This window comes from Sedimenticola thiotaurini (assembly GCF_001007875.1).
In the GTDB taxonomy this organism is placed as follows: domain Bacteria; phylum Pseudomonadota; class Gammaproteobacteria; order Chromatiales; family Chromatiaceae; genus Sedimenticola; species Sedimenticola thiotaurini.
The window spans coordinates 3,470,560-3,494,991 of the sequence record NZ_CP011412.1; the positions used below are offsets into that span (position 1 = coordinate 3,470,560).

22 protein-coding genes are annotated in these 24,432 nt (G+C 60.5%); 10 read left to right on the forward strand and 12 right to left on the reverse strand.

What is annotated here, in order from left to right:
• The first annotated feature begins 60 nt into the window (after positions 1-60).
• Genes cydX through cydC form a run of 3 tightly spaced genes read left to right on the forward strand, consistent with a single transcriptional unit; the run spans position 61 to position 3,722 of the window.
• The gene (gene cydX, locus AAY24_RS18800) at positions 61-174 is read left to right on the forward strand and encodes a cytochrome bd-I oxidase subunit CydX (protein ID WP_063370471.1); all 114 of its coding nucleotides are present in this window, start codon (positions 61-63) and stop codon (positions 172-174) included.
• 18 nt (positions 175-192) lie between these two features.
• Positions 193-1,926, forward strand: coding sequence for a thiol reductant ABC exporter subunit CydD (gene cydD, locus AAY24_RS15985; protein ID WP_046860530.1), 1,734 nt, complete (start codon positions 193-195; stop codon positions 1,924-1,926).
• Positions 1,923-3,722, forward strand: a complete 1,800-nt coding sequence (cydC, locus tag AAY24_RS15990) for a thiol reductant ABC exporter subunit CydC (RefSeq protein ID WP_046860531.1) — start codon at positions 1,923-1,925, stop codon at positions 3,720-3,722. The genes cydD and cydC overlap by 4 nt, the downstream gene beginning before the upstream one ends.
• Here cydC and AAY24_RS15995 read toward each other — a convergent pair.
• The 6 genes from AAY24_RS15995 to AAY24_RS16020 form a co-directional block, all read right to left on the reverse strand.
• Positions 3,713-4,672 (reverse strand): DUF1947 domain-containing protein, encoded by a 960-nt coding sequence (locus tag AAY24_RS15995; protein WP_046860532.1) that lies wholly within the window; start codon positions 4,670-4,672, stop codon positions 3,713-3,715. The two genes, cydC and AAY24_RS15995, sit on opposite strands and share 10 nt — an antisense overlap.
• An 82-nt stretch (positions 4,673-4,754) precedes the next feature.
• Positions 4,755-5,633 (reverse strand): DMT family transporter, encoded by an 879-nt coding sequence (locus AAY24_RS16000; protein ID WP_046860533.1) that lies wholly within the window; start codon positions 5,631-5,633, stop codon positions 4,755-4,757.
• Complete coding sequence (locus AAY24_RS16005; protein WP_046860534.1) at positions 5,630-6,154, reverse strand: 3'-5' exonuclease; 525 nt, start codon at positions 6,152-6,154, stop codon at positions 5,630-5,632. The genes AAY24_RS16000 and AAY24_RS16005 overlap by 4 nt, the downstream gene beginning before the upstream one ends.
• Positions 6,155-6,222: 68 nt before the next feature.
• Positions 6,223-7,050, reverse strand: coding sequence for an endonuclease VIII (nei, locus tag AAY24_RS16010; protein ID WP_046860535.1), 828 nt, complete (start codon positions 7,048-7,050; stop codon positions 6,223-6,225).
• 22 nt (positions 7,051-7,072) lie between these two features.
• Positions 7,073-8,509, reverse strand: a complete 1,437-nt coding sequence (locus AAY24_RS16015; RefSeq protein WP_046860536.1) for a pyridoxal phosphate-dependent decarboxylase family protein — start codon at positions 8,507-8,509, stop codon at positions 7,073-7,075.
• Between the two features lie 93 nt (positions 8,510-8,602).
• Positions 8,603-11,143, reverse strand: a complete 2,541-nt coding sequence (locus tag AAY24_RS16020) for an EAL domain-containing protein (protein WP_046860537.1) — start codon at positions 11,141-11,143, stop codon at positions 8,603-8,605.
• Positions 11,144-11,515: 372 nt separating this feature from the next.
• On the opposite strand from AAY24_RS16020, the gene trhP reads away from it, so the two are divergent.
• The 3 genes from trhP to AAY24_RS19300 all read left to right on the forward strand — a co-directional run bounded on the left by trhP (position 11,516) and on the right by AAY24_RS19300 (position 13,522).
• The gene (trhP, locus tag AAY24_RS16025) at positions 11,516-12,862 is read left to right on the forward strand and encodes a prephenate-dependent tRNA uridine(34) hydroxylase TrhP (protein WP_046860538.1); all 1,347 of its coding nucleotides are present in this window, start codon (positions 11,516-11,518) and stop codon (positions 12,860-12,862) included.
• Between the two features lie 154 nt (positions 12,863-13,016).
• Positions 13,017-13,202 (forward strand): PA3496 family putative envelope integrity protein, encoded by a 186-nt coding sequence (locus AAY24_RS16030; protein ID WP_046860539.1) that lies wholly within the window; start codon positions 13,017-13,019, stop codon positions 13,200-13,202.
• A 128-nt stretch (positions 13,203-13,330) separates the two neighbouring features.
• On the forward strand, positions 13,331-13,522 hold the full coding sequence (locus tag AAY24_RS19300; protein WP_199930408.1) for a hypothetical protein: 192 nt from the start codon (positions 13,331-13,333) through the stop codon (positions 13,520-13,522).
• 41 nt (positions 13,523-13,563) lie between these two features.
• Here AAY24_RS19300 and AAY24_RS16035 read toward each other — a convergent pair whose 3' ends face one another.
• Entirely contained in the window at positions 13,564-14,409 is an 846-nt protein-coding gene (locus tag AAY24_RS16035; protein WP_046860540.1) for a LysR substrate-binding domain-containing protein, read from the reverse strand.
• Between the two features lie 244 nt (positions 14,410-14,653).
• On the opposite strand from AAY24_RS16035, the gene msrB reads away from it, so the two are divergent.
• The gene (msrB, locus tag AAY24_RS16040; protein WP_082117186.1) at positions 14,654-15,223 is read left to right on the forward strand and encodes a peptide-methionine (R)-S-oxide reductase MsrB; all 570 of its coding nucleotides are present in this window, start codon (positions 14,654-14,656) and stop codon (positions 15,221-15,223) included.
• A gap of 12 nt (positions 15,224-15,235) precedes the next feature.
• Here msrB and AAY24_RS16045 read toward each other — a convergent pair whose 3' ends face one another.
• Positions 15,236-15,646, reverse strand: coding sequence for a Mov34/MPN/PAD-1 family protein (locus tag AAY24_RS16045; RefSeq protein ID WP_046860541.1), 411 nt, complete (start codon positions 15,644-15,646; stop codon positions 15,236-15,238).
• 1,063 nt (positions 15,647-16,709) lie between these two features.
• Here AAY24_RS16045 and AAY24_RS19305 point away from each other — a divergent pair.
• Positions 16,710-16,886: a hypothetical protein gene (locus AAY24_RS19305; RefSeq protein WP_199930410.1), complete on the forward strand. Its 177-nt coding sequence runs from the start codon at positions 16,710-16,712 to the stop codon at positions 16,884-16,886.
• Between the two features lie 73 nt (positions 16,887-16,959).
• On the opposite strand, the gene AAY24_RS16050 is transcribed toward AAY24_RS19305, so the two are convergent.
• The 3 genes from AAY24_RS16050 to AAY24_RS16060 all read right to left on the reverse strand — a co-directional run bounded on the left by AAY24_RS16050 (position 16,960) and on the right by AAY24_RS16060 (position 19,124).
• Complete coding sequence (locus AAY24_RS16050) at positions 16,960-18,018, reverse strand: DUF3549 family protein (protein WP_046860542.1); 1,059 nt, start codon at positions 18,016-18,018, stop codon at positions 16,960-16,962.
• Between the two features lie 20 nt (positions 18,019-18,038).
• A complete protein-coding gene (locus AAY24_RS16055) occupies positions 18,039-18,482 on the reverse strand; it encodes a YcgN family cysteine cluster protein (protein WP_046860543.1) in 444 nt (147 codons plus the stop codon).
• A gap of 357 nt (positions 18,483-18,839) precedes the next feature.
• Positions 18,840-19,124, reverse strand: coding sequence for a hypothetical protein (locus AAY24_RS16060; RefSeq protein WP_046860544.1), 285 nt, complete (start codon positions 19,122-19,124; stop codon positions 18,840-18,842).
• A 308-nt stretch (positions 19,125-19,432) separates the two neighbouring features.
• On the opposite strand from AAY24_RS16060, the gene AAY24_RS16065 reads away from it, so the two are divergent.
• Positions 19,433-20,272 carry a tetratricopeptide repeat protein gene (locus AAY24_RS16065; protein WP_052761280.1) on the forward strand — a complete coding sequence of 280 codons (840 nt, stop codon included), beginning with the start codon at positions 19,433-19,435 and terminating at the stop codon, positions 20,270-20,272.
• A gap of 8 nt (positions 20,273-20,280) precedes the next feature.
• On the opposite strand, the gene sthA is transcribed toward AAY24_RS16065, so the two are convergent.
• The gene (gene sthA, locus AAY24_RS16070; RefSeq protein WP_046860545.1) at positions 20,281-21,678 is read right to left on the reverse strand and encodes a Si-specific NAD(P)(+) transhydrogenase; all 1,398 of its coding nucleotides are present in this window, start codon (positions 21,676-21,678) and stop codon (positions 20,281-20,283) included.
• A 316-nt stretch (positions 21,679-21,994) separates the two neighbouring features.
• Between sthA and AAY24_RS16075 the strand changes: the two genes are divergently transcribed.
• Positions 21,995-24,412, forward strand: coding sequence for a heavy metal translocating P-type ATPase (locus AAY24_RS16075; RefSeq protein WP_046860546.1), 2,418 nt, complete (start codon positions 21,995-21,997; stop codon positions 24,410-24,412).
• Positions 24,413-24,432 lie beyond the last annotated feature (20 nt).

A 24,432-nucleotide genomic window follows, 5' to 3' on the forward strand; every position in this document is an offset into this window, starting at 1 on the left:
CGCGCTCTCAACACCATCCGGTGGGGCGAAGAGTACAGAATATTTTTAGGAGACAACGCTATGTGGTATTTCACCTGGATTCTCGGTGTATTACTTGCCATCGCTTTCGGTATTATCAATGTCATGTGGTATGAGGCGGAGCGGGGTGAGCATGAGCACACGGACGATTCCTGAGCGACCTGGAACCCTGGTATGTCCACCGACCTGAAGCAGTGGCTGAAGGAGCAAAAACCGCTGGCCGGTCGTCATCTCAGTGTGGCGACCGGCCTCGGCGTACTGGCGGGCTTTTTGCTGATTTTTCAGGCCTGGTGTCTGGCCCGGGTGGTGGACGGTGTGGTATTCGCCGACCAGAGCCTGGATCAGCAGTGGCCCTGGCTGTCGGCCATGCTGGGACTGTTTGTCGGTCGGGCGGTGCTGGCCTGGGCCGCCGAACAGACCGCCGTTCGTGGCGCCGGTCAGGTGAAGGTGGCGCTGCGTGACCGTCTGGTCCGGCATATTCAGGCGCTCGGGCCGGTGGCGCTGGCCGCTGAACACAGTGGCGAGCTGGCCAATACCCTGAGCGACGGTATCGAGGCGCTGGAGGCCTATTACGCCCGCTTTCTGCCCGCCATCTCCCTGATGGCCCTGGTACCCCTGTCGATCCTGGTGTTTGTCTTCCCGGTGGATCTGACCTCGGCCCTGGTGCTGCTGCTGACCGCCCCCCTGATCCCCCTGTTCATGATCCTGATCGGCAAAGGGGCGGAGCGTCTCAATCAGCGCCAGTGGAAAAAACTGGCCCGTATGAGTGCCCATTTCCTCGATGTCATCCAGGGGCTGACCAACCTCAAGCTGTTTAATGCCAGTCGGCGTGAAGCTGCGGTGATTGCCCGGATCTCCGACGACTACCGGCGCAGCACCATGTCGGTGCTGCGGGTGGCGTTTCTGTCCGCCTTTGCCCTGGAGTTCTTCTCCACGGTCAGTATCGCTATTGTGGCCGTGTTGATCGGTTTCCGGCTGTTCTGGGGCGAGCTGGACTTTTTCTCCGGCCTGTTCTTGCTGCTGCTGGCACCCGAGTTCTATCTTCCCCTGCGTAACATGGGCACCCACTATCACGCCCGCATGGAGGCGGTGGGGGCGGCGGAGCGCATCGTGGAGATTCTGCAGACACCGGTCCCGGAGATTCCCTCCCGGACCCTCTCCCTGGATATTAGCAACGGTCTGGCGGTTCGCTTCGAGGACGTATGCTTCGGCTATGAAGCGGGTCGACCGGCCCTGCAGGGTATCGATTTCACCCTGCATCCGGGTGAACGCCTCGCTTTGGTGGGGCCCAGTGGCAGTGGCAAGTCGACCCTGATGAATCTGCTGCTCGGCTTTATCCGGCCCCAGCAGGGACGGATCATGCTTAACGAGGTGGCGATCAACAGCCTCCATCCCGACGCTTGGCGGCAGCTGATCGCCTGGGTGCCGCAGAATCCGCGCCTGTTCCACGGCACCCTGCTGGACAATATCCGGCTGGCCAGACCCGATGCCCCCCTGGATGCGGTGCGGCAGGCGGCCCAACTGGCCCAGGCCGACGATTTCATCATGGCGCTGCCGGATGCCTACCAGACCCGGGTCGGTGACCGGGGCCAGGGGCTCTCCGGTGGCCAGATTCAGCGGGTGGCCCTGGCCCGTGCATTTCTCAAGGATGCGCCACTGGTGTTGCTGGATGAGGCAACCGCCAGTCTGGATCAGCAGAGTGAACAGCTGGTGCAGGCCGGTATCGAGCAGCTGGCCAAGGGGCGTAGTCTCATCACCATTGCCCATCGACTGCAGACTGTCCGGGATGCGGACCGTCTCCTGGTACTGGAAAACGGTCGCATCGTGGAGTCCGGTGCGCCCGCTGTGCTGCGGCAGCAGGGCGGTTACTACAGTCGGTTGGCCGCGTTACAGGAGGGGACGGTATGAAGCCGCTGTGGCGCCTGCTGGGACTGTTTCGCCCCTACGCCGGCTGGATGCTGCTCGGCATCCTGGTGTCGCTGGTGACGCTGCTGGCCAATGTGGCATTGATGGCGATGTCGGGCTGGTTTATCTCCGCCATGGCGCTGGCGGGTGTGGCCGGGGTCAGTATGAACTACTTCACCCCGGCGGCGGTGATCCGGGCCTGCGCCATCCTGCGTACCGGGGGACGTTACGGCGAACGGCTGCTCACCCATGAGGCGACCTTCCGCCTGCTGGCGCAGCTGCGTGGCTGGTTCTACACCCACCTGGAGCCGCTGGCGCCGGCCCGTCTGCAACACTACCGCGGCGGCGACCTGTTGAGCCGGATCCGCGCCGATATCGACACCCTGGACCACCTCTACCTGCGCATCCTGCTGCCGGTGGCGGTGGCGATACCGGCACTGCTGGTGTTCATGCTGTTTCTCTACCAGTACTCCCCCCGGCTGCTGCTGGTGGAGCTGCTGTTCCTGCTGCTGGCCGGTTTTGTGGTGCCCTGGCTGGTGATGGTTGCCGGCCGCCAGCCGGGTCAGGAGAAGGTCCAGCTGAGCGCCGAAATGCGCGCTACCGCGGTGGATACGGTTCAGGGGCTGGGCGAACTGCTGGTCTACGGTGCGGCCGAACGGCAGGCCCGGGAACTCAATCGTCTGAGCGAGTCGCTGGTGGCATCACAACAGCGGCTGAGTCACCTCAGTGGCTTTTCCCAGGGGGCGGTGGGTCTGTGTGCCAACCTGGCCCTGTGGCTGATGGTGGTGATACTGATCCCCTGGGTGAATGCCGGGACCGTCCCGCCGGCCGACCTGGCCATGCTGGCCCTGTTTACCCTGGCCAGCTTCGAGGCGGTAGCGCCCCTGCCGCTGGCCTTCCAGTCGCTGGGCGAAACCCTGGCAGCGGCGGGGCGCATCTTCGCCATCGTGGATACCGAACCCGCGGTCTCCGACAGTGGAGATCCCGATCTGACTCCGGACCGGTTTGATATCGACTTCCAGGGCGTGGCGTTGCGCTACAGCAGTGATGCTGCGCCGGTGCTGCGGGATATCGACCTGCGGATTGCCGCCGGCAGCAAAGTGGCGGTGGTGGGCGCCACCGGTTCCGGCAAGAGTTCCCTGATCAACCTGCTGCTGCGCTTCTGGCCGGTGTCAGCCGGCACCATCACCCTGGGTGGTCACGCCCTGGAGCACTATTCACTGGAAGGATTACGCAGCCAGTTCGCGGTGGTTCCCCAGCAACCCCACCTGTTCCATACCACCATCAGGCAGAACCTGTTGCTGGCCCGGCCGGAGGCGACTGAGGATGAGCTGGTGGCGGCCTGCCGTCGGGCGCAGCTGGACGACTTTATCCAGCAACTGCCGGAGGGGTTGGATACCATTGCCGGTGAGACGGGGCTCAAGCTCTCCGGTGGCCAGGCCCGGCGCATCGCCATTGCCCGGGCACTGCTTAAGGATGCCCCGGTGCTGATCATGGACGAGCCCACCGAGGGTATCGATGTGGCTGCCGGTGCCCGCTTGATGCAGACCCTGTTTGATACTCTGGGCCAGCGCACCCTGCTGATGATCTCCCACAGCATGACCGGTTTGGAGCTGATGGACCGGATAATCGTGATGGAGGAGGGGCGTATCATCGAACAGGGTACCCTGTCCGAACTGCGGGCCCGGGGCGGCCGCTTCGCCCGGCTCTACGCCTCCAGCCGCACCATGGATGCAGCCCTGGACCGGGAGAGAGCTGGCCAGGTGCCGGCGGAAACCGCCAGGGCAGATCACTCCTGAGCTGTTCCGGGGAGCAGCCGTTCCGCATTGGTGATAACAATGCTGGCCGGTTCGTCCGCCACCCGATTCTGTACCCAGTCGAATAACGGCTCCTCCAGGTCCAGCTGGTTGCCGAGCACAGTGAGGTTCAGGTTGAGATAATCGCCACTGCTGTTGATCACCACCTGCCGGGTGATGCCGTCATGCAGCGTGGCCAGGGTCAACCGTTCCCAATCGATGGCGTAGCCGGCCCGTTGCGCCTCTTTCAGCCTGGCGACCAGCATGCGCAGATCCTGCGCAACGGCTTCGCAACGGGCCTGTTTTTCAGCCCGGTTTTCCAGGCTGCGAAATACAAAACCGAGTCCGTCACCAGTTGTATAGATGGCCCCCTGGTGGCTCTGTAGCAGCCAGTTGCCCCGCACCCGCTGTGGTGCCGGCCGGTTCTCGGGTTTCTCGGGTTGGGGGTCGGTATCGCGGTATTGTGCGCAATCATGTAGCGCGCAGAAGCGTTCCACCACCCGCTGCTCCATCTGACCCACCTTGCCGATTTCGGGGCCGCTGATGACGATCGGGATGTTGTCGATGAACAGCATCAGTGAACCGGTCTGATCCACCGCTATCTCGATATGGCTCTGCTGATCGATGCCAGCCAACTGGGCCTTGAGCTGATCGATGAAAGCGCGGGACTCCCGGCGCCAGCGGGCCAGCTTATATTGCGCCTTCCGCTTGCTGTGCTGTTCCAGGGCACTCTCCCGGTAACTGGTTTCGTAATCGGCGATCAGCTGGCTCAGGGTGATGGTGGCAAAATCGTAGCGCGCCAGCCGATCCGCCAGCGCCACCTTGCCCGCCAGATTGCGGAAGGCGGAACCGGGGGATGGCTGGGGGAGTGCCAGCTCGCCGGCCAGCAACGGGCTGGCTGGCAGCAGGCAGGCTGCAAAAATAAGGAAGCGCCATTTTGCGGAGTAAAGCATGAGCACACCATAGATGAAACCGGGCGTGAATATAAAGTTCCGGCGCGATGATCTGTGAACCGGGTGGCGCGGTGGTCGGTCGTCAGTTATCCACCAGGGCCGCTTTGCGCCTGCGTAGGTGGGCCTGGTGTAGCTCGATCAGTGCCACTCCGCCCAGGGTCAGTGCACCGCCGATCGCCTTATAGAGGGTGAATGATTCACCCAGGATCAGCACTCCGGCAGTCACGCCGAGCAGGGGGGCGAGCAGTGAGAAGGGCACTACCTGGTTGATGCTCAGGCGGGCAATCAGACGATACCAGAGATAGTAGGCGATGATGGATGAACCGACCACCACATAGCCGAGGGCGGCCCAGGCCTGTCCGCTGGCGGAGCGGATGGCGGCCAGTTGACCGGTCTCGAACAGTGCCGAAGCGGCGATCAGGATTGGCATGGCCAGCAGGCTCATCCAGCCGATGATAGTCAGGGGGTGGATATCGCTGCGGCGCTTGATCAGTACGTTGGCCAGAGCCCAGCAGAACGCCGACATCAGCAACGCCAGCAGCGCCAGCGGTGTACCGCCCTCCGGTTCACCAGCCAGCAGGCCGGCACCGGAAAACGCCAATGCCAGGCCGATCAGGCGTACCTTGCCCAGGCTGTCGGCAAACAGCAAGGTGGAGAGAATGACACTGAACGGGATGCCCAGTTGGATCATCAGCGCGGTGGTGGCGGCATCGGTACCCCGCAGACCGATAAACAGCATGCCGAAGTGGCCCAACCCCAGCACCAGCGCAAGCCCGGCGATACTGCCGAACTGGGCCCGGGTGGGACGGAAAAAGGGCGCGACGAGCAAGGCCACCCACGCGAAACGGAGTGCCGTGAGGGCCAGCGGCGGTATTTCGCTGACCGCGACCTTGATCACCACGAAATTGAAACCCCAGATGATGACTACTGCCAGGGCCTGTAACAGATCGGCCAGTTTCACCGGGTGCCGACGTCTGTGGTGGGCATGGCAGGGCGGGTTGCCGGCTGACAGATGCGCCGATAGGTCTCCTGCAGGATCATGGCGTCGGTGCTGGCCCGGTGGCGGGTCAGGTTCAGCTCCGCAATGACCGCCGCCTTGGTGGGATGCCAGAGAGCGATCTGCCCCTCGTCGATCAGGCCGCGCAGGCTCTCCAGGTTAAAGCGCTGGATTATACCGGTCAGATCGAACAGCTTGCCGATCCAGGAGATATCGTGTCCCCAGGCATCGGTGTAGACCTTTCTGCCCTGCAGCAGCTGGTTGAGTTGTTCGGCGACCTGTTTCGGTGCAACTCCTTTCTCCAGCAAGAGCTGCCGCGAAATACCGTGCACCGCTTCCGCCTTGCTGTCCCAGTGGGTCCAGTGGGTGGCCGGCCGGATCAGGTAGCAGTAACAGTGCCGGTCCGGAAGCACCACGCCCACCTCAATCGGGTAGCTGTCCCGTCCGAACCCCGAAGCTTCGATGTCGATAATGGTGGGTAGCATGGTCCCTCGCCTTTTACACTCTTATACACCCATCCGCCGTCCCGGTCCCGTGGCATGCGCTCTCCCTGTTAGGTTTTGGCGGGCTGACAACGGCTACAGAGATAGCAGGCCTGTCCGGCGTTGCGACTTTTTCGGATCGGCTCACCGCAATGGTAGCAGGGCAGCCCCTCCCGTCGGAACAGGTGAAAGCGCGCCTGCTCAAAGGTGGCTCCGTCCGCCATCAGTCGTTGCGCCCTGGCGGGGTCGTTGGTGATGCCACCGCTGTGGTAGGAGCGCGCCGGCAACTCCAGCAGTGCGTCGGTCAGTGATTCCAATTGGGCAGGGTGGCAGTCGGTCGGGCGCAGGTCGGGATGCAGACCGCTCACAAAGAGGATTTCACAGCGCAGGTAGTTGCCCAGCCCGGCCACAAAGCTCTGGTCGGTCAGCAGCTGGCCGAGGCGCCGGTTGCGGAATGTGTTCCGGGAGAGTCGCTCCAGCAGGCAGGCCTTATCAGTTTCGGGGTGCAGTATGTCCGGCCCCAGCCTGCTCAGAAATGGATGATCGCCCACCTGTTGGTCGTTCAGCAGCTCAATGGTGGTGGCGCTGTACAGGTGGGCGGCGCTGCGGTCGGTGACCAGGGCGATGCGCAGTTGGCGGCGGCCATCAGCGGGCAGGTCGGCAGGGCCGGTCTTCCAACGGCCGTAGAGCTGGTTGTGGGTGTAGAGAGTCAGGCCGTTATCGAAGCGAGTCAGCATCGCCTTGCCCAGGGTATCGACCCGGATTACCCGCTGCCCGGTGAGGGCGCTGATCAGGGGCTTCAGATAGCCCTGGCCAACCCTTACCCGGCGCAGTGGTCGGCCCTGCAGGGCCTCTGCCACCTGGTCCGCAGCACGGCGGATCTCCGGCCCTTCAGGCATGGTTACTGATCATCCCCATCACTCACTGTTCGAGGTGGGAACGGATGGTTACAATCTGATCCAGCAGACGTCGGATGTCGTCCAGGTCGGTGGCCGGGTTCATGAACACCAGACGCAGCCAGCGGCGTCCCCGGTACAGGGTGGAGGAGATGTAGAAATCGCCCCGCTCCAGCAGCTGCCGACGAATCTCCAGTTGCGTCTGGTCGTTGTCGCTGGTTCTGAAACAGAGGATGTTGGTCTCCGGCTGGATGGCCAGCTCGAACCCGGGCTGTTGCCGGATCAGGTCGGCCGCCTCCTGTGCCCGCTCCACCAGCCCTTCCACGTGCCTGGCCAGACCCTGCTCGCCCATGGCGGCAACGGTCATGAACAGGCGCAGGCCCAGGGCCGCCTTGGTGCACTCCACGGTGCGGGAGATAAAGTCGAAACCGGGCTGATCTTTGGCGTGCAGCAGGTAGCTCGCCTCCTGCTCGAAGGCGTGATCCAGGTGGCGGTGATCCCGCACCAGCACAGCTGCACAGACAGTGGGTGTGCGCATCATCTTGTGGGCATCCCAGACCACCGAGTCGGCCTGTTCTATGCCCCGCAACAGGTGACGGAGTTTGTCCGACACCAGCGCACCGCCGCCGTGGGCGGCGTCCACATGCAGCCAGATCTGCTGTTCCCGGCAGATCGCCGCGATCTCCGGCAGCGGGTCATAGAGTCCGGCGGCCGTGCCACAGGCGTTGGCCACGATGGCCATCACCTGTTTGCCCCGGTTGCGCAGGGTGTCGATCTGCTGCTGCATCTCGCCGGGCAGTACCCTGCCATCGGCATCCGCCGGCAGGGTCAGGCAGTTCTCCTCGCCCAGGCCGAGAATGGCCACTGCCCGTTTCATGGAGTAGTGGGACTGTTCCGGCACCAGTACCACCAGGTTGCCGGGGTTGCCCGATTTCCAGAACGTCGGTACCCGGGCGCTGCGTGCCGCCAGCAGGGCGGTGAGATTGGCCAGTGAACCGCCGTGGGTCAGAACACCACCGGCATGTTCCGATTGGGGATCGGATTGCCGGTCACTGGGTACCCCGGACCAGCCGATTTTCTCCAGCATCCAGTTGACCATGAAATATTCGATGCTGGAGGCAGCCGGACCCATCTCGTAGATCGCCATGGCGTTGTTGGTGGCGCCGTCAATCAGGGAGGCGAGAGCGCCGCTGGTGTGGGGTACCGCCACCTGGTGGGCCAGGAAGCCGGGGTGGTGCAGCCGGGTAGTGGCGGCCAGGTAGTCCTGGATAAAGTGTTCCAGGGCTGGGCCGGTGAGGTCGCCCCGTTCCAGGTGCCGGCGTAGATCCAGCTGCTCAATCAGGCTCTCCAGCCGCGCCTGGCGGATCACCGGAGCGCCCTGATCAGCGGATTCCTGTATGTAATTGTTCAGCGCCTGGACCACGATGGCGGCGTCTTCGGTGAAGCTCGTCTGACTGCTCATGTCTCTGCCGGGGTTAGGGAATAGGATGTGTCGGACCCAGCAGAATACTGCACTGGGGGTGTCGGGCAAAGCGGACAGGCCAATCCTGGGGGATCACCTCTCCAGCTGGCAGATGCCGGCCTGCAATAGCGGCTGAATCTCATGCGCCGGCAGCGGGTGGGCGAAAAAGTAGCCCTGCAGTTCATCACAATTCTGCTGTTGCAGAAAGGCGACCTGTCCGGCGGTTTCCACACCCTCCGCCACGACCGTAAGACTCAGCTTGTGGGCCATGGCAATCATGGCTGAGACCAGTTCAGCATCATCCTGGCTGGCCGGTATGTCCCGTATGAAGGAGAGGTCGATCTTCAGCTTGTTGATCGGCAGCCGTTTCAGGTAACCGAAGTTCGAGTAGCCGGTGCCAAAGTCGTCAATGGAGATATGGATGCCACGATGTTTCAGGGCGGTGAGCATGGGCACCACATCCTCCGATCTCTTCATGACCGCGCTTTCGGTCAGCTCCAGCTCCAGGTAGCGGGGCTCCACTTCCGCCTCTTTCAGCATATTCAGCAGGCGTTCGTTGAAACCTGGCTGGAGCTGGTTGGCCGACACGTTGACCGCAATGCGGAAATCATCCATACCCTCTCTGATCCAGTTGCGGCATTGGCCAATCGTGCTGCCCAGCACCCAGTCGCCCAAGTCATTGATAATGCCCAGATCTTCCGCCAGTGGAATAAACAGTGACGGGGCTACATAACCCAGTTTCGGGTGTTGCCAGCGAATCAGGGCCTCGGCACCGGTGATGCGGCTGCTGGCCGCATCGATTTTTGGCTGGTAGTGGAGTGTGAACTGGCCGTTTTTTATCGCTTCCCGCAGATTCGCCTCCATGGCCAGGTGCTCGAAAGAGGCGGCGTTCATGGCGGCGGTATACAGTTGATAACTGTTGCGACCGTTCTCCTTGGCCCGGTACATGGCGGTGTCCGCATTGCGGATCAGGGTTTCGCCATTGCTGCCGTCGTGGGGATAGATGCTGATACCGACACTGGCGGTAATGTAGAGGGTGTTGGTGGTCAGAGTCACCGGTTTGGAGAGTGTCTCCAGGATTCGTTGTACCAGGGTTACCGCCGCGTCCGCGTCATCGATCTCCTGCAGCAGCAGGGTGAATTCATCGCCTCCCATGCGTGCGACCGTGTCGCCCTCCCGGACCTCGGCATGGATGCGCTGGGATACATTCACCAGCAGCTGATCCCCGACCGTGTGCCCCAGCGTGTCATTGATGCGTTTGAACTGATCCAGGTCGATGAACACCACTGCCAGCAGGTGATTGTGGCGATGGGCGTTGGCGATGGCCACATTGAGCCGGTCATTGAACAGGCGTCGATTGGGCAGGCCGGTCAGCACGTCGTAATAGGCCAGATTCTTGATCTGCTCTTCGCGCTTTTTCCGGTCGGTGATGTCGGTGAGAATGGCGGCAAACTTGGTGATCTCACCGGTATGGTTGCGAATGGCGTTGATGGTCAGCCACTCCGGGTAAATCTCGCCGTTTTTGCGCCGGTTCCAGACTTCACCGGCCCAGCTGCCCTGGTTGTATACCGCATTCCACATCTTGCGGTAGAAGTCTGCATCGTGTTTGCCGGAGCGGAGCAGGGCCGGTGTGTTGCCGATGATCTCCTCCTCGCTGTAGCCGGTAATGCGGGTAAAGGCCGGGTTGACCGACAGGACGAACCCCTTGGCGTCGGTCACCATGATGCCGTCCCGCGATGCCTCGATCACCTGTCTGGCCAGGTGCAGGTTCTCCTGGGACACCTCCAGGGCGATGCGCCGCTCCTTCAGCGCCCGGCGCAGGTCATCCACATGGGTGTGATCGATACCGGCGAGGATTTCAGCAAATGACAGGATGCCACTCAGCTCACCCCGTTTGTTGGTGATACCCAGATGGCGGAACTCCCGTTGGTCGAAAATGGTCCGGGCCTGCATCAGGGAGAGGTGGTCCGGTTGCATCATCAGCGGCCGGCTGGCAACGGCACCGACGCTTTTGGCAGTGCACTCTGTGGCGATGCTCTTGAGGAAATCCCGTTCAGTGAAAATGCCGTAGGGTTGGCCGGGCGCGTAGAATACGGCGGCCGCATCCACCTTTGCTTCCCGCAGCGACTGTACCGCCTTGGCCAAGGGCAGATCTGCCTCAAAGACCACCAGGGGGCGCTGTATGATCGTGGAGATGTTACGTAACAGCAGATCGTGCTCCACACCCTGGGAGCGCACCAGGTCGCTCTGGCTGAGCAGGCCGGCGGGAGCGCCCTCCTGATCCACCACCAGTAGATGGCGGATATTCTCCTGTTGCAGCAGGCGCTCCGCCTCATTCAACGTGGCATGCAGCTGGATGCTCTTGATCGGCTGACTCATGACACTGGAGAGCGGTTGACCCATGCTGTCGGTATCATCGGACAGATCCAGCCTCAGGGCATCGGATTCGGTCCAGATGCCGAGAGCCTTCTGCTGTTCAGTTATTACGATGGAACTGCATTTGGATTCCCACATCATCCGGGCGGCCTGGATAATGGGGGTGGAAGGAGGGCACTCCAGCAGTTTGTAGCTGATAATATCGCCTACGGTGATATTACTGCCGGCGTTTTCAATGGCTTCCTGTATTGGGTTCATAAATCGGGCTCAGAGTTTTAAGTTTATCTCAGTGATACTTCATATGCCTGGTCAGACTTACTCTGCTTCCCTCCGAGTCCATAGAGGTGTACTGAGTATTACATGGCAGCTTTGCGACCGGTTGCAGGACAACTTTAGGATGGAAACGGGCTGATCCGCCCTTTCTGTCGCTTACCTTAATCTATATCAGGTTTTATTTCCGCTTTCCGGTGAAAAAGGCAGGGAGGCGGAGCGCTTTTGATCCTGTCGGCGATAGGGTAAATAGGCTCTGCCTGGCGGATTGCCCTGCAATTTTAAGGGACTTGAATTTTGGTTTTTGAGGCGCCCCTGCGCTATAGTTTTCTGTTCCGCTTCTCCTGGTGATTTAGTGTCATGAAACGACCCGAACTGCTCTCCCCCGCAGGTACCCTGAAAAACATGCGTTACGCCTTCGCCTATGGCGCGGATGCGGTGTATGCGGGCATGCCCCGCTACAGCCTGCGGGTACGCAACAACGACTTCATGGAAGAGAATCTGGCCACCGGGATCAGTGAAGCCCATGAACTGGGAAAACAGTTCTTTCTGGCCTGTAACCTGATGCCCCATGGTGCCAAGTTGAAAACTTTCATGGCGGATATTGAACCGGTGGTGGCGCTGGGGCCGGACGCCCTGATCATGTCCGACCCGGGCCTGATCATGCTGGTACGGGAGCGCTGGCCCGATCTGCCGGTGCATCTTTCGGTGCAGGAGAATACCGTCAACGCCGCCTCGGTTCGGTTCTGGCAACAGGTCGGACTGACCCGGGTAATCCTCTCCCGGGAACTCTCCCTGGATGAGATCGAGGAGATCCGCCAGGCCTGTCCCGATATGGAGCTGGAGGTGTTTGTACATGGCGCCCTCTGTATTGCCTACTCCGGGCGCTGCCTGCTGTCCGGCTACTTCAATCACCGTGATGCCAATCAGGGGAGCTGCACCAACTCCTGCCGCTGGGAGTACAAGGTGGGCCAGGCGAATGGTGGCGAGGAGGTGACCGGTGTCGCCCAGTCCGGCCAGGTACGGCATCCGGCGGCGGATGAGGTCTACCTGCTGGAGGAGAAGGAGCGCCCCGGTGAGTTCATGCCCATATTCGAGGATGAACACGGCACCTACATCATGAATTCCAAGGATCTGCGCGCGGTGGAGCATATTCACCGACTGGTGCAGATCGGCGTTGACTGCCTGAAAATCGAAGGTCGCACCAAGTCCCACTACTACACCGCCCGCACCACCCAGATCTATCGCCAGGCGATTGATGACGCGGTGGCCGGCCGGCCGTTTCGTCCCGAACTGATGAGCGAACTGGAGAATCTCTCCAGCCGGGGTTATACCGACGGTTTCTACCAGCGTCACGAGAGTCAGGAGCTACAGTCCTACCGGGATAACTCGTCACGCAGTTCCCGCCAGCAGTTCGTGGCCGAGGTGCGGTCAACCGATGCGGCCGATGGCAAGAGCTGGCTGGATGTGAAAAACAAGTTTGCCGTAGGTGATCGGCTGGAGCTGCTGACCCCGGCGGGCAATCAGCAGTTTGTCCTGCAGGCCATGGAGGATGAGCAGGGTAATCCCATGACCGAGGCACCCGGTGGTGGCTACGTGGTCAAGGTACCCCTGCCCGGGGCGTGCCCGCAGATGGGGCTGGTGACCCGCTTGCTGGATGACCGGGTTCCCTCCGGCACCGAGCTCCCGGGTCTCTCTCCCGCCTGATTATCCAGGCTGCCGGCTCCCTGTCGCGGGGGCCGCTTCCTCACCCTGATGATTAAACATTTTAATCATCACGACAAAAATTTTTAACTTTACCTCGCCGCTCCACTCAGAGTAATTACTGACCCTCCTATTTTTTGCGTGAGATTGGCAGGTAATGAATACGGTAGATGATGTTCTGGATGATGATGATCTGGAAGTCGACGACGATCCCGATCTTGAGTATGCAGCAACACGGTCAAGAAGAAGTTCACCTGATGCCCGGCGCCGGGTTGAGCAGTTGATGGAGCTGCGGCGGTTGCGGCAGCAGTTGGGCGATCCCGATTTTGTCGATTTTGAGTGAGCAACCGGTCGATAGTCGGTTGCCGGGGTGAGGGAGAGGCAGTTGTGCCGGTTGGCCGGCGTGATGCAGAGTAGAAACAACCGTTCGGATGATAGGATTCCAGTCGGTTCTGTATGGAGATTTGACGAGTGAGCAGGCGTTCCGAGAGGGATGATTACGACGATGACCTGGATCAGTGGTCCAATGTGGTGCACCACAGGAATCGCAGGCAGGGGGAGGCGGGCAAGGCTCGTCGTTCAACCACACGCGACCGGGAGGATGGCCCGCGCAAGCGCAACAGTTCCCGTAGAAACAGTAATCGGTATCCCGATAGTTTCTGATTCCAATCCGCCGGTACGGGTTCGCCGTACCGGCATGCCGCTCAACCCCCCGCCTGCAGACAGTCGATGGCGATCCTGACCGGTTGACGCTGTTCATATTCCGGGCGTACCACCAGGTAGACCTGACGCTCCAGCACCGGGGCATCCTCCACCCGGTACAGGCTGCCCTGTTTCAGTGCTTCCGCGACCATAGGCTCGGCCAGATAGGCGGTGCCGCCCTGCTGTTCGATCAGATCATAGGCCAGACCACCGGAACCGGTGCGCATCATGGGGGGTGGTGCATCGGGATAGTGCTCGGCGTGCAGACTAGCAAAACTGTTGCCCCAATCCACCAGGGTGTAGCCGGACTGTACCGCTTCAGCGGCCATCAGACCGGGCCTGGATGACACCATCACCAACGGTACATCACGGACTTTCCGGGTCACCAGCTCGGACATCTGCGGGGGCTCAAACATGATCGCCAGGTCCAGCAGTCCGGAGGTGAGGCGCTGGATCAGGGTTTCGCTGGTCAGGATCTCCACCTGGAGCAGCATTTCGGGGGCCTGGCTGGCCAGTCGCAGGCAGAGATCCTTAACCGTAATCGGCCACAGGTCATTCATACAGCCGATGGAGATGGAATCGGACAGGGATGAGTCCATGGCGATATCCTGCCTCGCCCTGGCCCAGCCTTTGACAATGGTCTCCGCGTGGCGGCGCAGGCGATTGCCGGCTACAGTCAGTTGGATATCTCCGCGTTTACGGATGAACAGTGCCACATCAAGGGTCGATTCGAGCTGTTTTATGCGGGCGCTGACTGCCGACTGGGTTACGCAGAGTGTTTCCGCCGCTTTGCCGAAATGGCGCAGCCTGGCAACTTCCAGAAAAGTTCTGAGTAGTGAAATATCCATGCATGACTTTCGGTAAGAAACGGGCTGTTCGGAGCATGACATCTCGGGTTTTGGAATGCAATTGCTCTGCCGGCGGGCGGCTGCCGAGGGGGCAATTGTCACAGTTTTATAACGGCGGAAACAAACAACCGCCGGTTGGGGTCTCTGTTAGGGAGGTCCGGATACGGATCACCACACCGGTGCCGGGACTGCTGCACTGCAGACAGACCGGATGGCAGACGATTTTTCAGTCAGGAGTATGAACATGAGAGGATATTTCGCAGGCATTGCCCTGGTCGCGGTGGCCATGCTGTTCTGGCTCAATGCGGGAGCTGAGAAATCGGCTCCGGCGGCGACAGAGAAGGCTGCAACGACAACCGCTGCCATGCAGGATGGGGCGCGTTATGTGAAGCCGTCAGACGAGGAGTTACGGCAGCGGTTGACCCCCCTGCAGTATCAGGTGACCCAGCAGGAGGGTACCGAACGGCCTTTCGATAATGCCTATTGGGATGAGAAGCGTGAAGGTCTCTACGTGGATGTGGTGACCGGTGAGCCGCTGTTCTCTTCCCGGGACAAGTACAAGTCGGGAACCGGCTGGCCCAGTTTCACCCGGCCAATCAATTCCGATGCCGTGGTGGAACATACCGACTACAAGATGATATTCCCGCGCACCGAGATCCGGAGCCGTTTTGGTGACTCCCATCTGGGGCATGTGTTCAAGGATGGTCCCCAGCCGACCGGTCTCCGGTACTGCATGAACTCGGCCGCGTTGCGCTTCATCCCGCGGGAAGAGCTGGTCGAAGCCGGCTATGGAGAGTATCTCTCCAAATTCTGACCGAAGGCGGTCTCAGGAGACCAGCTCCTCCTCTTCAAACCGGTTGCTGAGTAACCGCCACGACCGGATTTCGGAGATGCCCTGGGGCGTAATGGAGGCGATCAGGTAGGAGTAACCGGGGGACATCAGGTGACGCTCACTGTCGGTGGGGATATGGCACTGATCCGGCAGGGTGCGCCAGACACCGATAATCTCCAGACCCTGTTTTTTGGTGCGTTGATCGATCTGCTGTTGGTTGAGCAGTTCCAGGCGAAAATTGCCCTCCACCTGGTCGGGATAGATCATCTCCTTCACCCGATGCACCGAGATATGACCCTGTGACTGTTTTCCAAACAATATGCCGCACGCCTCGCGGGGATAGGCAAGGCTCGCCAGCAGCCCCAATTGGTTGCGCAGGTGCAGGGAGAAGTAAAGATGGGACATACCTCTAAGCATAGGGTATATCAGCGGGGTTCGATCTTAATTTTTTTAACCGATTGATTGCATGGGATTTTTGTTGGTGGGTCCGGCCCGCCTGGCCGGGTTGCTTTTACGGGTAAAAGTAACCAAAACCCTCTCTCCACCACGCCACCCCTGGGTTTCTCGCCAGCGAACGGGGAAAGGCTTTTGGGTACTTTTGGCCACAAAAGTACCTCGCCAAAGGCCGCCAGGCCGGGTGAAATTCTTTTTTAAACAGGAGATCCGGCCCACCGGGCTGGGTTACTTTTACGGGTAAAAGTAACCAAAACCTTCGCTCCACCACGCCACCCCGGCGGGGTCCCCTGCGTTTCTCGCCAGCGACGGGGCGCTCCTAACTCGCTGTGTTCAGACAGATGCGCGCCGGTTTCCGTCCCTGGCTGCGATACTCGGTGGCGCGGAAGTCGGATTACCTTGCGGAACCTGAATCTCGGGGGCTGTTTTCTGATGAACGAGCAGATTGGCAGGCTGTATATTCGTGCACCTCCCCGTTCAGCCTGTCGAGCATCACAGGGCTGAGCGGAATCAAGCGGGAAATTGTCTGAGCCGCAATGCGGCGAGTTTTTTCACGCGCCGCTCAGACCGAGAAGCGCAGATTACCCGAAGGGCAGGCTGACCGGGGAAAGGCTTTTGGGCAGTTTTGGCCACAAAAGTATCTTGCCACAGGCGGTCAGGCCGGGCGAAATTCCTCTAGTAGGTCAACCTGTTTTTAACTCGGGGAAACCAGCCCTTCGGGCCGGGTTGCTTTTACGGGTAAAAGTAACCAAAACCCTCGCTCCACTACGCCACCCCTTCTGGGTCCCCTGCGTTTCTCGCCAGCGAACGGGGCGCGCATAACTCGCTGTGCTCAGACAGATGCACGCCGGTTTCCGTCCCTGGCTGCGATACTCGGTGGCGCGGAAGTCGGATCACCTTGCGGAACCTGAACCCCGGGGGCTGTTTTCTGATGAACGAGCAGATTGGCAGGCTGTATATTCGTGCACCTCCCCGTTCAGCCTGTCGAGCATCGCAGGGCTGAGCGGAATCAAGCGTGAAATTGTTTGAGCCGCGCCGCGGCGAGTTTTTTCACGCGCCGCTCAGGCTGAGACGCGCAGAGTACCCGAAGGGCCGGCTGACCGGGGAAAGGCTTTTGGGCAGTTTTGGCCCAAAAAGTAGCTCGCTCAAGGTCGCCGGGCCGGGTGAAATCCATTTTCCCGCCAACCTGTGAAGAACTTTTGATTCGTAGTCTCGGAGGTAACTGTAGCTGCCCGGCCCCATCCCACGGGTGACCAGGCACGCGGTTACTGTTGGGTGATCTTCTGGAACAGGGCGCCGATGGCAGTGGAGAGCTGCTCTGAACGATCCGGATCGCGCACGGCAGTCAGGATCGGCTGGCGCATTCCCGGTAGATAGAGCAGATCGGCGATACAGAGATTGAACGCCTCCTGTCCGGCACTGTTCTCCGCCAGCCGCTCCAGGAACAGCTGGCGTACTTCACTGTCCAGTAGCTGTTCCCAGGCGCGACCGGAGACGGCGGTGAGGATCTCGATGTGGTTGCCATCCGGGGCGTGGAGAATCTGTTTGATGATCCGACGTTGCAGTTCTGCTGAATCGGCGCGGGCGCTACCGCGAATAGCGGCTGCCAGCAGTGAGGGGTCTTTGTCGGGCTGCTGCAACTCCCGCTCCACCCGCTCAAGCAGGGCCTGGCAGACCGGTGCTGAAACGGTTTCGTTCTCCAGGCAGTGGCAGAGGGCAATCAGCGGCTGGTTAGGCAGTTCATTGATGGCGCCGGCGACCAGCGATTCGTTCTTGTCCTGGTCCAGTCGAGCCGCCAGGTCAGCAATGCCCTGGTAACCGACGAACGACCACTGCTCCCAGCCCGGCTGACCGGAGAAATAGTGCCGGGCATGTTCATAGAAACGGGACGGTGGGGCATTCAACAGCCGGGAGATGCGGGCATGGAACACGGCCATGCGCTCATCCTTGGGCTTAAAGCTGTAGGGGTTGTCCTGCAGTGCCGACTCCAGTTGCTGCCCTTCGCTGTCCGCCTGCATCTTTTCACCAATGCGCTCGATCAGGCGATGCATGAAGTCGTCCCGGGCCGCCTGCAGCAGTTTTCCCTGCTCATCCAGGGGCATGCGCAGGAACCAGATCAGCGGCTCCTGCTGGCTGCTCTTGTCCTGGAACAGCAGGGCAAACCAGGCCTGTTGTTGCAGCGGAAAAGGGTAGGGGATGTCGTTCTTTTCAAACTGCAGGAAGCGCTCCCGGGAGAGTTTCACCACCCGGCGTCCCATGTCGAAAAAGCGCAGACGGGCGCCGCTGGTCTCCAGAAATTCGGTAATGGTACTGATCTGTTGCACGGGGTTTCTCGCTAAGTCAGTTAGCTGATCCAGTCTATGATGTGATATTCCAGGTCGTCGGCCTCCAGTTCACTAATCACCCGTCCGCCCACCGAATTCCCGCTCTGGACAACGGAATCCGGGTCTCCGGAGACCAGCGGGTGCCAGTGCGGCAGCGGTTTACCCTCCGCCAGTAGCCGATAGGCGCAACTCTCCGGCAGCCAGTAGGGATCCTCCAGCACCGCCAGAGTAATGGTGACGCATTCCGGGACATTCCGGGAGCGGTTGGGATAGTCGCTGCAACGACAATCGGACTGATCCAGGTAGCGACAGCAGACATTGGTGAATTGGATCTCCCGGGTCTCCTCGTCCTCGAACCGGTGCAGGCAGCACTTGGCGCAGCCGTCACAGAGGGATTCCCATTCGGACGGAGTCAGCTGGGCGAGGGGTTTGCGAACCCAGAATGGTGTTTCAGATGAATTCATCGCGCTATTCTAACAGTCATTGGCCCGCTGTGGCGTGCCGATTAACCCTGCCAAACCCCTGCGCTGCCAGGCGCTGTTTTTCATCCAAATTGATCTTGACAATCGGCTAAGTGATTGTCGTTCTGACGTTTTGTTAACATTAAACCAGGTGCGGGGATGGCTTATGTGTTGTTGCGAATCTTTTTGTGACCTGTTTCCGGTGTGTTTTTAACTAACTGAAAAATATAGTGTTTTTATGCTGTATAAAAAGTAAACAAAACCGTAACAGTGTTGAATGTACGTGAGGTACGGGCAAGTTTCGGCAACTTCTCCACAATGTTATCCACAGGAATTGTGAATAATTTTCCGGCCGTTTTTCTATTCTGCCGGGGGTGCCGGGGTTGGGGTGATCCGGGTATCGCCGGCCGCGTTCTCCAGCGAGTGATTGAGCTGCTGATCCAGCTGACTGTTCTGTTTCCGGGCCGCCTCGATCAGCCGTTGTAGGGTATCCAGACGGTCGCGATTATCCTGGGTGGTCTGCCGTAGAAGTTCAATCTCCTGCTGAAGTTGATCGCGCTGGCTGGCGAGCGCGTCGATATCCTCGGCAAACGCCTGAATAGTGATTGGCAGGAGACAGATCGAGAGCAGGGATTGTTTTCTCATGTTTGGCGCACGTTAGGTATTAGAGATTGGCAAGAGCCGTGATTGTGCCAGTTTACCGGCTCTGTTTCAGCAAAGGCGGCGGAAAGCGGGCCGGAATGGGAAACCGGCCACATTTCATGGGATAATGCGCCGGTTTTTTCTATCTATAAACCTGTCTGGCACGAGGCGCCGATCCGCAACTCACTGAAGCGTGGGTCAACATCGGTTTGGTGCGCTGGATACCATGTGCATCTGGAATCATCCAGCGCCGGGAAAGGGGGGGGCTGCGTGCCGCTGCTATTTTGAATATTTTTGCAGGAGTTGTGGGGATGCTCTCAGCGCGGCGTTCCATCGGGCAGGGTGCAGACCGCTGTACCGACCAGGGGGATGATAATCCCTATGAGCAGGGCGTGGCGGCCTACGGGCGCCGTGCCTATGAAGAGGCCTATCGCTGTTGGTCGGCATTGGCTGAGGCGGGGGAGGCCCGGGCGCAGTACGGCCTGGCGGTGCTGTTTGATCGTGGTGAAGGCGTAACGAGAAATTTTACCCTGGCTGCTGACTGGTACCGGCGCGCTGCTGAACAGGGCCTGGTGGATGCCCAGTACAATCTGGCCCTGCTGTATAACGAAGGTATCGGTGTTCAGCCCAACCCCAGCCAGGCGGTACGCTGGCTGGGGGAGGCCGCCAATCAGGGTGATGGGGAGTCCCAGTATCGATTGGCTCGCTGCTATGACCAGGGCCTGGGGGTGGCGCAGAACCGGGAGTTGGCGGTCGACTGGTATACCCGGGCTGCTGAACAGGGGCATGCGGCGGCGCGCAACTGCCTGGGGGATATGTACCGGACCGGTGATGGGGTGACCCGGGATTATGCCCGGGCGCTGCACTGGTTCACCCTGGCGGCCCGGCAGGGCTATGGCTACGCCCAGGTTAACCTGGGCTATCTGTATGACCAGGGCCTGGGGGTGTCCCCCGATCCGCAGGAGGCGATCAACTGGTATCGGGAAGCGGCTCTGCATGGCGACCCCGTGGCCCAGTACAACCTGGCCGAGATGTTCCGTATCGGTCGCGGCACGGAACGGGATCTGCAGCAAGCCACCCGCTGGTACCGGAAAGCGGCCGCACAGGGCCATCCGGGCGCCGCCAGGCGGCTGCGCCGGATGGGATTTTGAGGGGACTGCTAAAAAATGCGGTTCAGGCCGTTCAATGCGGCCACGCGATAGGCTTCAGCCATGGTGGGATAGTTAAAGGTGGTCTCGGTAAAGTAGTGCAGATTGTTGGCTTCGCCCTTCTGGGACATGATGGCCTGGCCGATGTGGATGATCTCCGCGGCTGTTTCACCAAAACAGTGAATGCCGAGAATCTCAAACGTCTCCCGGTGGAACAGAATTTTCAACATGCCCACGGTATGACCGGTGATCTGCGCCCGGGCGATGCTTTTGAACATGGCGTGTCCCACCTCGTAGGGCACCTGCTGTTCGGTGAGTTCTCTTTCTGTTTTGCCCAGGGAACTGATCTCCGGATTGGTGTAGATGCCGGTGGGGAACTGTTCTATCAGGTTCCAGTCACACTTTCCGGCGCTGATCTGGGCGCCGACAAATCGTCCCTGGTCGTAGCTGGCACTGGCTAATCCAGGCGGGCCTGCCACGTCACCGGCTGCAAAAATATGCTCCAGATCGGTCTGGTAGCGTTCATTGACTTCGATCTGCCCGCGGTGGTTGACTCGCACGCCGATCTCCTCAAGTCCCATATCCCGGGTGTTGCCGGAGCGACCGTTCGCCCAGAGCAGGATGTCCGTCTTAAACTTTTTCCCCGATTTGCAGTGCAGGACCACACCATCCGCCATCGGCTCGACCCGCTCATACTCCTCGTTGTTGCGGATCACCACCCCCTGGTTGCGCAGGTGATAGCTGAGTGCGTCAGTGATCTCATCGTCGAGGAAGGAGAGCAGCCGGTCCCGGGTGTCCACCAGATTCACTTTTACGTCCAGATTGCAGAAGATCGATGCATATTCGCAGCCGATCACCCCGGCTCCGTAGACGGTCAGGGATTTCGGGGTGTGCTTCAGTGACAGGATGCTGTCACTGTCGTGTATCCGCGGGTGGCTGAAGTCTATATCGTCGGGATGATAGGGTGACGAGCCGGTCGCGATTACGAAATTGTTGGCGGTCACCTGTTCCGAGGAGCCGTCCACATGCAGGATGTTCAGGGTGTTGGCATCCACAAAGCTGGCGCTGCCGTTGAAAATATCCACGTTATTGCGGGAATAATAACGATAGCGAGTACTTACCTGCTCCTGAATCACCGAGTCCGCCGCGCGCAACATACGGGGATAGTCCGCATTGACCTGTTCGACGCTGTGCAGGAACAGCGGATTGCGTTTGTAGTCCACCAGCATGGAGATGTTGTGGCGCAGTGCCTTGCTGGGGATGGTTCCCCAGTGGGTGCAGCCACCGCCCACCTTGCTGTGTTTCTCAACGATAGCGATATTCTGGCCTGACTTGGCCAGTTTCATGGCAGCGCCTTCGCCAGCAGGGCCGCTGCCGATAACTAGGGTGTCGTAATGTTTTTGTGTCATGTTATCTGTTCTTCTGGAGGGGCATGAGGATTGATGTGCTGATCCGGTCAAGGATGGGCCACAGAATTTTTTAATAGAATCATTAGTATACTCTTTGCTGGCTATTGGAGCCAGATGCAGAATCTAAAGTCGCTCTGTATTCGGATAGTCATACTATTATTTCTGAATTTTTACCGGCGGCACCGCAGACACTGCCGCAACGGATGAATTATGTGGCCCGATCCCGGTCAAAAGGGCAGGCCTGCATTAGCCATTCCTGATAAAATCGCCGTCCGACAATCCCTGGCGCCGCGGCCTGACCGGCAACGAAACCGTTATGCAACAACAGACACCCAATGAGTCACTGCGTATCAATCTGCCCGTGGAAGGTATGACCTGCGCCGCCTGTTCGACCCGCCTGGAGCGTGTGCTGGGCAAGCAGAACGGTGTCTCCGTGGCCCAGGTCAATCTCGCCGCCAACAGTGCCAGCGTGGAGTTTGACCGGGCAAAGATCTCTCCCCTGGATATTACCGCGGCGATCAGTCGGGCCGGCTTTTCAGTCCCTTCGGAAACCCGGGAGTTGCTGATCAGTGGCATGACCTGCGCCGCCTGTTCCACTCGTTTGGAGAAGGTGCTGTCCCGCCTGCCCGGGGTGGAACGGGCGGTAGTCAACCTGGCAACGGAAAAGGCGTCAGTTACCGCGCCGGCCGGGTTGGTGTCCCAGGCTGAACTGATTGCGGCGGTGGAGCGGGCGGGTTTCAAGGCAGCACCGGTCGCCACGGCTGCCGAACAGCAGGCCCGCCTGCAGGTACTGGCCGAACAGCGCAGAAGCCGGGAGTTGCGGAAACTGATTCTGGCACTGGCGTTGTCCTTGCCACTGGCGTTACCAATGCTGCTGATGCCGTTCGGCATACAGGCCGAGTTGCCCCCTTTCTGGCAGCTGGCGCTGGCTACACCGGTGCAGTTCTGGCTGGGATGGCGCTTCTATGAAGGGGCCTACAAATCCCTGCGGGGTGGCGCTGGCAATATGGATGTGCTGGTGGTGATGGGGACCAGTGCCGCCTGGGGGCTAAGCGCCTGGGTAACCCTGTTCGGTGGTGCCGGAGGTCATCTCTATTTTGAGGCGGGCGCCATGGTGATCAGCCTGGTGCTGTTGGGCAAATGGCTGGAGGGGCGGGCCAAGCGCAGCGCCGCATCCGCCATCCGTGCCCTGATGGATCTGCAACCGGAACTGGCCCGGGTTGAGCGGGATGGTGGCGTTGTAGAAGTGCCGGCGGAGAGCGTCACCCATGGCGAGGTGGTGGTGATCCGGCCGGGAGAACGGGTGCCGGTGGACGGCTTGATTGTCGAAGGGGCGAGCCAACTGGATGAATCCCTGATTACCGGTGAATCCCTGCCGGTGGAGCGGAGTGTCGGTGATCGGGTCACCGGGGCGTCGGTAAACGGTTCGGGCCTGCTGCGGGTGGAAGCTACCACGGTCGGCACCGAGTCCACTCTGGCGCGGATTATCCGCCTGGTGGAGAGCGCCCAGGCCAGCAAGGCGCCGGTACAGAAACTGGTGGATCAGATCTCCGCCATATTCGTGCCGGTGGTCGCTGGTATTGCTCTGCTCACTTTCCTGGGTTGGTGGCTGATCGGCTCCAACCTGGAAGTGGCCTTTATCGCGGCGGTATCGGTGCTGGTGATCGCCTGCCCCTGTGCCCTCGGCCTGGCTACACCGACCGCGCTGATGGTGGGTACCGGGGTGGCAGCCAGGAACGGCGTGCTGATAAAGGATGCGGAGGCGCTGGAGCGGGCCCACCACTGCAGTGCGGTGATTCTGGACAAGACCGGCACCCTGACCCTGGGCAGACCCACGGTGGAGTCGGTAGTGGCGCTGGATGGGGATGCTGCGGCACTGCTGCAGTTGACCGCTTCTGCCCAGCAGGGCAGTGAGCACCCTCTGGCCCACGCCATACTGGAACGGGCTGAAGCGGATGGGCTCACCCTGCAGCCGGTGACGGATTTCAACACCCTGGCCGGACGTGGACTGGCTGCCCGGCTGGGCGATCGGAAGCTGCTGATCGGCAACAGTCGCCTGATGAACGAGCAGGGGATCGCTCTGGATAGTCTGGCGGCCGAAGCCGCACAACTGGAGAATCAGGGACGCACCCTGATGTGGGTGGCGGAGACCGCTCCGGCTGCTGGAGTGCTTGGCTATATCGCTGTCAGCGACCCGGTCAAAACGGAGGCGCCAGACGCGGTGGCGGCGCTGAAGCGGCAGGGCATCCTGACTGTGATGCTGACCGGTGACAATCGACACGCCGCCCGCGCGGTAGCCGACCGGGTCGGCATCGACCAGGTGGTGGCCGAGGTGCTGCCGGAGGAGAAGGCAGCCGAGGTAGTGCGTCTGCGTGAGCAGGGGCGGGTGGTGGCCATGGTGGGGGACGGCATCAATGATGCGCCGGCCCTGGCGGCGGCGGATGTGGGGATGGCGATGGGCACGGGAACCGATGTGGCCATGCATACCGCTGGGATTACCCTGATGCGGGGTGATCCCCAGTTGGTGTCCGATGCCATATCCATATCCCGTGCCACCTATGGGAAGATCCGGCAGAATCTGTTCTGGGCGCTGATCTATAACCTGATCGCCATTCCCCTGGCAGCCTCCGGTTTGCTCAGCCCGGTGGTGGCCGGCGCGGCCATGGCCATGTCATCGGTGAGCGTGGTGTCCAATTCCCTGTTGTTACGGCGCTGGCGCAGTTCAGCCCGATAATTTTTAACTCTGTTGTTGGA